Genomic DNA, 9873 nt, shown 5'->3' on the forward strand with positions numbered 1-9873 from the left:
CCCGTGGCCGCGGGCCGCCGTCAGCGGGTGTCCTCGGCGAGGATCCGTGCCATGTTCCGCTCGGCGAGGGCGGTGATGGTGAGGAACGGGTTCACGCCGAGGACCCCGGGACCAGGGAGCCGTCCACGACGTAGAGCCCCTGGTGGCCCTTGGCCCGCCCGTAGGCGTCGGTCGCGTCCCCGAGGACGCAGCCGCCGAGCGGGTGGTAGGTGAAGTCGTCGGCGAAGGCCCGGTTCCCCCCGAAGAGGTCGTAGCGGTAGATCGTGAAGTTGCGCCGGTTGATGCGGTCGAAGAGGTTCTTCGCCGCGCCGACCGCGGGGGTGTTCTGCTCGCGCCGCCAGTTCAGGCGGGCGGAGTCGGTGGCCGCGTCGTAGGTGAAGTGCCCGCGCTCGGGGTTCCTGGTGATGGCCAGGTACATCGAGATCCAGTGTTCGAGGCCCATGGGGAGCGGGGCGATCTCGGCGAAGACCGGGTTCGCGGCGTTGTCCCAGTCGTCGATGCCCAGCGCCGGCATGGTGGCCTGGTCGGCGCCGACCGTGTCCCAGAGGTGGTTGGCGCGCGCGGTCATGACGTTGCCGTTGGGGCCCCAGCCGAGCCCGACCCTGTCGCTGAGCGCGGGCAGCGTGCCGGTCTCGCGGGCCCGCAGCAGGATCTCGGTGGTGCCCAGGCTTCCGGCGCCGAGGAAGAGCTGCCGGCAGCCGAGTTCGCGGACCTGGGTGACCTTCCCGGTGTGGTCGCCGGTCCGCACCGTCAGGACGTATCCGCCGGCCGGGTCGGGCCGCACGCCGACCACGCGCTGCATGGTCTCGATGGTGACGTTGCCGGTGCCGATGGCGGCGGCGAGGTAGGTCTTGTCGACGCTCTTCTTCCCGTGGTTGTTGCCGTAGATGACCTCTCCGGCCAGCGCCGAGCGGGGTGCGGTGCCGGCGGCCTCGCGCTTCATGTGGTCGAAGTCGTAGACGTTGGGCACGAACACGGTCTTCAGGCCGGTGTTGTGGGCGTGCTTGCGGGAGATCCGGGCGAAGCGGTACCACGCGGTGGATTCGAACCAGGCCGGGTCGATGTCGTTCACGCCGAGCATGGAGCGGGCGCGCGGGTAGTAGGTGCCGTACATCTCGTCGGCGTCGACCCCGGGGAAGACCTCGGTGAAGTACGAGCGCCTCGGTGCGGGCGCCATGCCGCCGTTGACGAGGGACCCGCCGCCGACGCCGCGCCCCACGTAGACGGACATGCCGCCGTAGTTCACGCGGTCCAGGACGCCGGGGTACGGGCTGATGTCGCGGTTGACCACGTCGAGCCAGAGGAACTGCGCGAGCGGGGCCTCGGTGCGGGTGCGGTACCACATGGAGCGGTGGTCGGGGGCGGAGGTGGAGGGGAAGACCTTGCCGTCGGGCCCGGGGGTGTCCCACAGCCGGCCCATCTCCAGGACGACGGTCCGCACGCCCGCCTGCCCGAGCCGCAGGGCGGCGACGGCCGAGCCGTAGCCGGAGCCGACGACGATGGCCGGGGCGTAGTGGGCGGCAGCGGGCTCGACGGCGGCGGCGGAGGCCGCCCCGATCCGTGTGAAGCCGAGTGCGGCGGCGGTCGAGAGTGCGCCGAGTCCCAGCATTTGACGGCGCGTCAGATTGGGTGTCATGGCCGCATCATGAGCGGATTCCGGCCGTCCGCCCAGACGCGGTGTTGACAGACATCCGAGGAACAGTCAGACGTGGCTGGGCGGCCGCCCACCCGGGGCGGAGCCCGCTACAGCAGCTCGCGCAGGCGCTCCGCCAGGAGGTCCCAGCGCCACTTCTCCTCGACCCAGGCGCGACCGCGTTCGCCCATGCGGGCGCGCAGGTCCGGGTCCTGGAGCAGTGCCACGATCCGGTCCGCGGCCTCCTCGGGGGCACCGCCGCGCACGACCCAGCCCGTCTCGCCTTCCAGCACCGCATCCGGCGCACCGCCCGAGTCGCCCGCGACCACCGGCAGGCCCGTCGCCGATGCCTCCAGGTAGACGATGCCGAGCCCCTCCACGTCGAGGCCGCCCCGCCGGGTCCGGCAGGGCATGGCGAAGACGTCGCCCGCGCCGTAGTGCGCGGGGAGTTCGGACCACGGAACGGCTCCCGTGAAGACCACCGAGCGGGTCACGCCCGTGGCCTCGGCCAGCGCCCGCAGGTCCGCCTCGTACGGTCCGCCGCCGACGATCAGCAGCACCGCGTCGGGGACCGCGGCGAGGATCCGCGGCATGGACTCGATCAGCGTGTCCTGGCCCTTGCGCGGGACCAGCCGGGACACGCACACCACCACGGGCCGGTCCGAGAGGCCGAGGCGGGCCCGGACCTCGTCGCCGCCCGACGCCGGGTGGAAGGTCTTCTCGTCGACCCCCGGCGGGAGTTGGACCATCCGCGCCGCCGCCCGGTCGGTGACGGCCGAAGCGATCCGGGAGCGCGTGTACTCCCCCAGGTACGTGAGGGTGTCCGTGCCCTCGCCGATCCGGCGCAGCAGCTGACGCGCGGCCGGCAGCTGGGCCCAGCCCGCCTCGTGGCCGTGGGTGGTCGCCACGATCCGCCGGGCGCCGGCCCGCCGCAGCGCCGGGCCCATCAGGCCGAGCGGGGCGGCGGCCCCGAACCACACCGACTCGCAGCCGTGTTCGCGCAGCAGGCCGACGGCCCGCCGCGTCACGTGCGGGGTCGGCAGCAGCATCGTCGTACGGTCGCGCACCACCTGGAACGGCTGCTCCGCGTCGAAGGCGGCGGTGGCCGCGCGGCCCTCCGCGCTGTGCTTCCAGGTGGAGGCGTAGACGACGACCCGGTCGGGATCCAGCCGTAGCGCCATGTTGTGGAGGAAGGCCTGGATGCCGCCCGGTCGCGGCGGGAAGTCGTTGGTCACGATCAGGGTCTTGTGCATCGCCTGCCGACAGTACCCGTTCAGCGCAGTTCCTCGCGAAGGGACTCCTGCCATGCCTTCGTCAGCCCGGCCCGGTCCACCCCGAGGACCGACCGCAGGGCGGTCTCCAGCGGCTCCCGCCCGGCCCGTCCGTACAGCTCCGCCAGGGCCTTCCCGCCCCACTGCGCCGCGATCAGCCGGCAGGCCAGCCACGCCCCCTCGTACGCCCGTGCCGCGGCGTCCGCGTCCCCGCCGAAGGCGAAGTCCTCCGTCCGCGGCAGCTCACCCGGCAGCTCGCCGCGCCGCACCGCCCGGGCGAGCGCCGGGGCGGCCTGCGCGGGGGCCGTGGCGGCACCCCGGTACGCGGCCCAGTCCGCGAAGCCCTCGGAGAGCCACAGCGGAGTGGCCGCGGAGGTCGCCGCGCGGGTGGCCACGTGGGTGACCTCGTGGGTCAGGATGATCCGCCGGCCCTCCGCTCCCAGCCCTGCGTACCCCTCCGGATTGACCACGACCCGGTCCGCGGGGGCCGGTCCGGCCCCCACGCGGCCGGCGGTGACGGCGCCGAGCCCCCGGTAGGTGTCGGCGGGGCGGCCCAGCAGCCGGGCCATCGCGTCGAGCGAGCCGGGGACCAGTACGACCACCCGGCCCGCCCAGGGCCCGGGCCAGGCCGCGCTCGCGGCGGGCACGGCGCGGTCGGCCTCGGCGGCGATCCCCCGCAGCGTGTCGGCGCTCTGCCCGGCCCCGCCGAGGACCAGGGAGTGCGCACCGGCGGCCACCAAGACCGGGCCCTGGTCCCACAGCTGCGGCAGGGCGCCCGGCGCGGGCCGGTCGGCGCCCACCCGCCAGGCCCCGCCATCGCGGACCAGCTCCACCTCGCGCGCCGCCTCCTCGGGGGCGGTGTCGTAGCCGGCCAGCCGGTAGCGCAGCCTGGAGGCCGCGAGGGCCCGCGCGCCGTCGCGCCGTACCGAGGAGACCTCGTAGGCCCAGTCCGTCAGCGGGATCCCCGCGAGCGCCTCGGGCACGGTCCGCGACCAGTCGGCGACGGCCCGGCGGACCTCCTGCTCGGCGGTGCCGGCGGGACCGGCCGGCCGCGGGCCGCAGCCGGCGAGCAGCACGCCCAGGAGGAGCGCCACGAGCGGCAGGATGCGCGACGGACGGCGGACGGGGAGCATCCGCCGATCGTACGCAGGGCGCCGCAGGCGGCGGGGGCGGCGGGGGGCGGTCCGCCGCCTGCGGGGTCAGGGGCGGGTCACCGCCGACACCGGCATCATCCCGACCGGGTCGTAGCGCACCCGGGCGCCGGGGTAGGGAGCGTGGACCACCTGGCCGTTGCCGACGTACATGCCGACGTGGCTGGCGTCGGAGCGGTACGTCACCAGGTCGCCCGGGCGGGCCTGCGACAGCGGCACCTGCCGCCCGGCGTGCCGCTGGGCCTGCGAGGTGCGCGGCAGGGAGACGCCCGCCTGCCGGTAGGACCAGACCATCAGCCCGGAGCAGTCGAAGCCGGAGGGGCCGGTGGAGCCCCACACGTACGGGCGTCCGACGGCGGCCCGGGCGGCCGTCACGGCGGCCGCGGCGCGGCCGGAGGAGGGGCCTCCGGCGCCCATGGGGCCGAGGTCGGGCAGTGCCTCGTGGCGCCCGCCGGAGCGTGAGGAGCGCTCGAAGTCGGCCCGCTCCTCGGACGGCATGGAGTTGAGGAGCCGCTGGGCCGCGGCGAGCTTCGCGGTGACGGAGCGCTTGTGGCGGGCGACGTCGGAGCGCAGGGCGTCGAGTTCGGCGAGCTTGCGGGAGGCCTCCGAGCGCACCTGGCCGAGTCGGCGCTGCTCCTGGCGCAGCTCGTGGAGCTGCCGGGCCTGGCGCTCGGTCAGCCGGTCCAGGGCGGCGGCCTGCTCCAGGTAGGCGTCGGGGTCCTCGGCCAGCATCAGCCCGACGGCGGGGTCGATGCCGCCGCTGCGGTACTGGGCCCCGGCGAAGGTGCCGAGGACGCCGCGCATGGTGTTGATGCGCTCCTGGCCGCGGGCGACGGCGTCCTGGGCCCGGTTGACCTCGACGCGCAGCCTGTCGGCCTTCTCGCCCGCCTCGTTGAAGTGCTCGGTGGCCTGCTCGGCCTCCTCGAAGAGCCGGTCGACCTGGGCGCTGACACCGGATCTCGCGCCGCCGCCGGGCTCGTGCGGGTGGCCGGGGGCCGCGCTCGCGGGTGCGCCCGCCATGGCGACCGCGGCGGTGGCCGCGGCGGCGGTGAGGACGGTGACCTTCGTGTTCCGGTCGAGGCCGCCGAGCCCGGGCCGGCGATGGGACGCCACGTGAACCCGCTCCCTTCCGCTGAGCGCGGCCCGGGTCCGCCCCCGTGGACGGCCGTGTGCCCGGTTCCGCGCTGGCAGACAGTAGCCGTGCGGCCACGCACCGGCCAACGACCGCCGGAGGGCACACGCACCGACGCCCCGCCGGAGACGCAGGTCACCGGCGGGGCGTGTGGTCAGAGCGGGGCCGTGGAATTCGCCCGGATGGGCGGTGCGCGGGGCGTCAGCCGATGCGGACGCCGAACTGGAACGGCATGTTGTCCATCGACTCGTACTTGACGCCGCCGCGCGGGTTCGAGGCGTGCAGCGTCATGTTGTTGCCGGCGTACAGGCCGACGTGGTGCAGGTCGCCGTAGAAGAAGACCAGGTCACCGGGCTGGAGCTGGCTGCGGCTGATACGCGTGCCGTCGTTCGCCTGCGTGTAGGTCACGCGGCTGATGCTGACGTTGGCCTGCTTGTACGCCCACTGGGTCAGCCCGGAGCAGTCGAAGGAGTTGGGTCCCTCGTGGCCCGAGATGTACGCGCTGCCCACCTTGGTCTTGGCGGCCGCGAGGGCGGCACCGGCCCGGCCGGAAGCCTTGACGTCGCCGAGTTCGACGCGCTGGCCGTCGGCGCGGCTGGCGCGCGTCTCCTCGTCCTTGAGGGCGGCGCGCTCCTGTGCCGTAAGGGTGTTGAGGATGGCCTGGGCCGCGGCGAGCTTCTCGGACGAGACCTTCTTCTTCTCGGCGAGTTCCTTGCGGGTGGCGTCGAGGTCGGCGAGCTTGCCGGAAGCCTCCTGGCGCTGCTGCGCGAGGGTGCGCTGCTTCGCCTGGATCTTCTGGACCGCTTCGACCTGCTTGCCGCTCAGGTGCTCCAGGGTGGAGGCCTTGTCGAGGTAGCCGTCGGGGTCCTCGGAGAGGAGGAGGGCGAGAGAGGGGTCGATGCCGCCGCTGCGGTACTGGGCGCTCGCCATCGAACCGAGCGCGCTGCGCAGGTCGTTGAGCTCGCTCTGGCCGCGCGCGACCTGGTCCTGGATCTGCCCGATCTCCTTCTCGAGCGTCGCCTGGCGCTCCTTGGCCCCGTTGAACTTCTCGGTGGCCTGCTCCGCCTCTTCGTAGAGGGCGTCGACCTGGCTCTTGACCTCGTCCTTGCTCGGCTTGGCCGGAGCGGCGGAGGCGCTCTGCGCGGTGAGGGCGACGGCCGCGGCCGCGACCGAGGTGAGCACGGTCACACGAGCGCGGGTCGGCTGCTTGGGTCGACGGTGGGACGCCACGAAGGCGAGCTCCTTCTTCCTAGAGCCGCCGAAGAACGCAACTCGGCAGCACCCTTCGCTGCCACCCCGAATGAGTGATCTACCGCACGAAGGTTTGAGCAGACCCTAGTGACCCAGCTGTGATCAGTTCAAATCCTGTCGGGAAAAAACTCAGCCCCCGACCAGGTTCTTTACCTTCACCGCACGCTCCGTGCCGGGCACTTGACGGTGTGTCCTCCACATGACCCACCAATTCCGGCATTCGGGGCGGGAGTTAGGAAACGCGCGAAAGCCGCTTCAGCAACAAAGCGGACGTTACGGGCCGCGCCCCGGCCTTGGCCACTCCGTCGGCGACCTCGCGGTCCGTGGACACCACGACCACCGGCCGCCCGGGCGGCTCCGCCCGCACCAGCTGTCGGATCAGTTCGTCCGCCGTCACCCCGGCCTTGGAGAACAGCACCCGCACACCGCGCGGCGGCGCCAGCAGCACGGGGGCCGCCAGCTCCGCGCCGTCGAAGACACAGGTCATCTCCGCGCCGGTCTGGGCGGCCAGCATCGACAGCCCGCCCAGCAGCCGCAGCCGCTGCTTCTCCAGCGGCATCGTCGGATAGCCGGTCTTGGTCACGTTGTAGCCGTCGACGACCAGATGGGCCTGCGGCAGCGCCAACAACTGGTCCAGCAGAGCCGGATCGGTCTCCGACAGGGCACGCGCCGCGATGTCCTTCGGCGTCATCCGGCCCGGCTCCACGGCGTCCACCGTGTCGGCCGGGCGGGTGTTGACCGGAGGCAGCGCCAGCTCGCGACGCAGCCCCTGCGCGGCGTCCAGCACGGTGTCCAGCAGCAGCCGCAGCCGCATGTCCTCGATGCTGCGCCCCTCGCGGGTGGCCCGGCGCGAGGTCTCCAGCGCCGTCTCCACCTCCGCGAGACGGGACTTGAGCCGCCGGCTCTCGCTCTCGGCGGCCGCCACACGGGTCGCCGCCTCGCTGCGGATCCCGTCGATCTCGGCGGTCACCTTCCGCAGGGCCGCCTCGCCGCGCTTGACGTCGCTGAGGGCGCTGCGCAGCCGGCGCTGAAGCGATTCCGCTTCCTTCCGCGCCGCCTCCAGCTCGACCCGTACCTGCTCACCGCCCGTGCGCTGCAGTTCCCGTACGTGCTCCAGCTCCTCGCGCAGGCGCTGCAGCTCGCGCCGGGTCTCCTCGCCGACCCGCTCGGCGTCGGCGCGCTGCGCCTCCTCGCCCGCGGCGGCCACGAGCTTGACCCATCCGGCGGGCCGCAGGACGAACGCGGCGGCCGCCACGTCCAGCGGGTCCGCGGCGGCCGGCGGCGCGCCGGACTCCAGCGCGCCGGCCAGGTCGGCCTGGGCCTCGCGCAACTTCTCGGCGACCCGGCCGCGGAACACCGGGTCGGTCTCGACCGCCGCGGCCATGGCGTTGCCCGCGAACTTGGCGCGCCGGGTCGGGGTGAAGCGGGCGTACTGGCGCAGCTGCGCCGGCAGGTCCGCGACCGTCAGCGCGCCGAAGGCGTCCGAGACGAGCGCGACGACCCGGCGCCGCACGCCTTCCGGCAGCGGGCGGTCGAGCGCCTCCGCGGCGTCGCCGGCCGCCTCGGCCGGCCCGGCGCCGCTTGCTGGCTCCACAATCCGTCACCCCTACCGTGATGGTCTACCTGCGGACGGGGCTCCGTCAGGAGTCCGCGCCCGGCCTGTCCACGAGTTCGATCTGGTCCACCGCGTTGCACCAGCGGCAGCGGACCGACTCGATGGTCTCATTGACCACCTCGCGCTCCTCGACCTTGGGCTCCCCGGCGAGGTCCAGGTGGACGTACTCGACGACCTTCGACGAACGGGTGACGTCGAAGCGCGTGAGGTTGCCGCACAGGGTGCAGCGCCACCGCGTGGTGTCGGTCGGCAGGGGAACCGTCATCGGGCTGCTCACTCCTTCGTAGCTGATTCAATTAAAGCGGTCCGTTCGGCCGTCCGCGCCGGCCTGCGCACCGCAGCTCGTAACCCTACGGCCTGCCACCGCTTCAGGTGGGTCGCGTTGCGTCATGCTCTGTCACATGATCGTAAGGTGGCGGGCCCTGCGCGAGGCTGCCCGGGGACCGGTGGTCACCCACGCGCTGATCGCGGGCTGCGGAGTGGTGTTCGTCCTGAGCCCTGCCTCAGGGCTCAACCCGGGCTACGGGACGGGGGACGAACTGCTGGCGGCGGGCACCGCGTACTTCCGGCGCTGGGGCGTGGTCCCGGACGAACTCTTCACGGACACGCCGCGCGCCTGGCTGACACCGCTCACCGCGCTGTTCGTCCACGGCAGCTGGCTGCACCTGCTCGGCAACATGCTCTTCCTCTTCGTCTTCGGCGCGATGGCCGAGGAGCGCATGGGCCGCCCGGCGTTCCTCGTCTTCTACCTCTGTACGGGCTACCTGGCCCTGGCGGCGTACGCGGCGGCCAACGCGGAGTCCGCGCAGACACTGGTGGGCGCGTCGGGAGCGATCTCGGCCGTCCTGGGGGCGTTCTTGTACCTGCTGCCGCGGGCGCGGGTGACGAGCCTGTTCCCCTTCTTGTTCTTCCTGCCGCTGCGGTTCCCCGCATGGCTGGTGCTGCTGTTCTGGTTCGCCCTCCAGTGGGTGGCCGCGCACCGCGCGGAGAGCGGGCCCGGAGTCGCCTATCTGGCCCATCTCGTGGGGTTCTCGCTCGGCTTCCTCTACGCGTGGGCCCGCTATCGGGGTACGACTAGAGTGAGTCGACCAGCGACGGCCACCGAGGGAGACAGCCAGCCGTGATCACCGCGATCGTGCTCATCAAGACCAGCGTGGACCGCATCCCCGAGATCGCCGAGTCCATCGCCGCCCTCGAAAACGTCAGCGAGGTCTACTCCGTCACGGGGACGTACGACCTGATCGCGCTGGTCCGTGTGAACCGCCACGAGAACCTGGCCGACATCATCCCCGGCCGCATCAGCAAGATCCCGGGCGTCGAGGCGACGGACACGCACGTGGCGTTCCGCACGTATTCGCAGCACGACCTGGAGGCGGCGTTCGCCATCGGCCTGGACGCCTAGCGCCGGCTTCGGCCGTCCCGTACCGCGGGCTCTCCTCCTGCGGACGGCCCGGCGGTGTACGGCTCGCTCCGGCGGGGGTGCCCTGCGGCCGGCCCGGCGGGACCGGGGCCCTGCGGGGTGCTCGGCAGTGTGCGGGCCCGCTCCGGCGGGGGGATGTCCTGCGGCCGGCCCGGGAGTGTCCTCGGCTCGGTGCGGCGGGGCCGGGGCCCTGCGGGCGGCTCGGCGGTGGACGGCCCTCCGGTGCGGGGTGTCCTGCGGCCGGCTCGGGAGTGTCCTCGGCACGGCGCGGCGGGACGGGGGCGGCTCGGTGGTGTCCCCCGCGGGGGCGCGGTGGGGCGGGGCCGGTCGGTGGCGGGGGGCCGCCGCCGGGGTGTCTCCTCGGCTCGGCGCGTGCGGGTATGTCTCGGCTGTACCCGGT

8 protein-coding genes and 1 pseudogene are annotated in these 9873 nt (G+C 73.7%); 2 read left to right on the plus strand and 7 right to left on the minus strand.

From position 1 onward, the window contains the following. Positions 1-20: 20 nt before the first annotated feature. From ACZ6JS_RS26670 to ACZ6JS_RS26700, 7 genes and pseudogenes are all read right to left on the minus strand, one after another. A pseudogene (locus tag ACZ6JS_RS26670) lies at positions 21-1636 on the minus strand (GMC oxidoreductase). Between the two features lie 107 nt (positions 1637-1743). Then, complete coding sequence (locus ACZ6JS_RS26675; protein WP_469301562.1) at positions 1744-2886, minus strand: glycosyltransferase family 4 protein; 1143 nt, start codon at positions 2884-2886, stop codon at positions 1744-1746. 20 nt (positions 2887-2906) lie between these two features. Then, complete coding sequence (locus ACZ6JS_RS26680; RefSeq protein WP_469301564.1) at positions 2907-4037, minus strand: hypothetical protein; 1131 nt, start codon at positions 4035-4037, stop codon at positions 2907-2909. A gap of 66 nt (positions 4038-4103) precedes the next feature. Beyond that, on the minus strand, positions 4104-5168 hold the full coding sequence (locus tag ACZ6JS_RS26685; RefSeq protein WP_469301565.1) for a C40 family peptidase: 1065 nt from the start codon (positions 5166-5168) through the stop codon (positions 4104-4106). A 220-nt stretch (positions 5169-5388) separates the two neighbouring features. Continuing rightward, entirely contained in the window at positions 5389-6417 is a 1029-nt protein-coding gene (locus ACZ6JS_RS26690; protein WP_469301567.1) for a C40 family peptidase, read from the minus strand. Positions 6418-6670: 253 nt separating this feature from the next. Continuing rightward, the gene (locus ACZ6JS_RS26695; RefSeq protein ID WP_469301610.1) at positions 6671-8035 is read right to left on the minus strand and encodes an NYN domain-containing protein; all 1365 of its coding nucleotides are present in this window, start codon (positions 8033-8035) and stop codon (positions 6671-6673) included. 43 nt (positions 8036-8078) lie between these two features. Beyond that, positions 8079-8318 (minus strand): hypothetical protein, encoded by a 240-nt coding sequence (locus ACZ6JS_RS26700; protein ID WP_008738811.1) that lies wholly within the window; start codon positions 8316-8318, stop codon positions 8079-8081. A gap of 124 nt (positions 8319-8442) precedes the next feature. Here ACZ6JS_RS26700 and ACZ6JS_RS26705 point away from each other — a divergent pair, with 124 nt between their 5' ends. Beyond that, positions 8443-9177: a rhomboid family intramembrane serine protease gene (locus tag ACZ6JS_RS26705; RefSeq protein WP_469301569.1), complete on the plus strand. Its 735-nt coding sequence runs from the start codon at positions 8443-8445 to the stop codon at positions 9175-9177. Then, positions 9174-9455 (plus strand): Lrp/AsnC family transcriptional regulator, encoded by a 282-nt coding sequence (locus ACZ6JS_RS26710; protein WP_031153079.1) that lies wholly within the window; start codon positions 9174-9176, stop codon positions 9453-9455. Before ACZ6JS_RS26705 ends, ACZ6JS_RS26710 begins: the two co-directional genes overlap by 4 nt. The last annotated feature ends 418 nt before the right edge of the window (positions 9456-9873 follow it).

Source organism: Streptomyces sp. NPDC046349 (genome assembly GCF_055587885.1).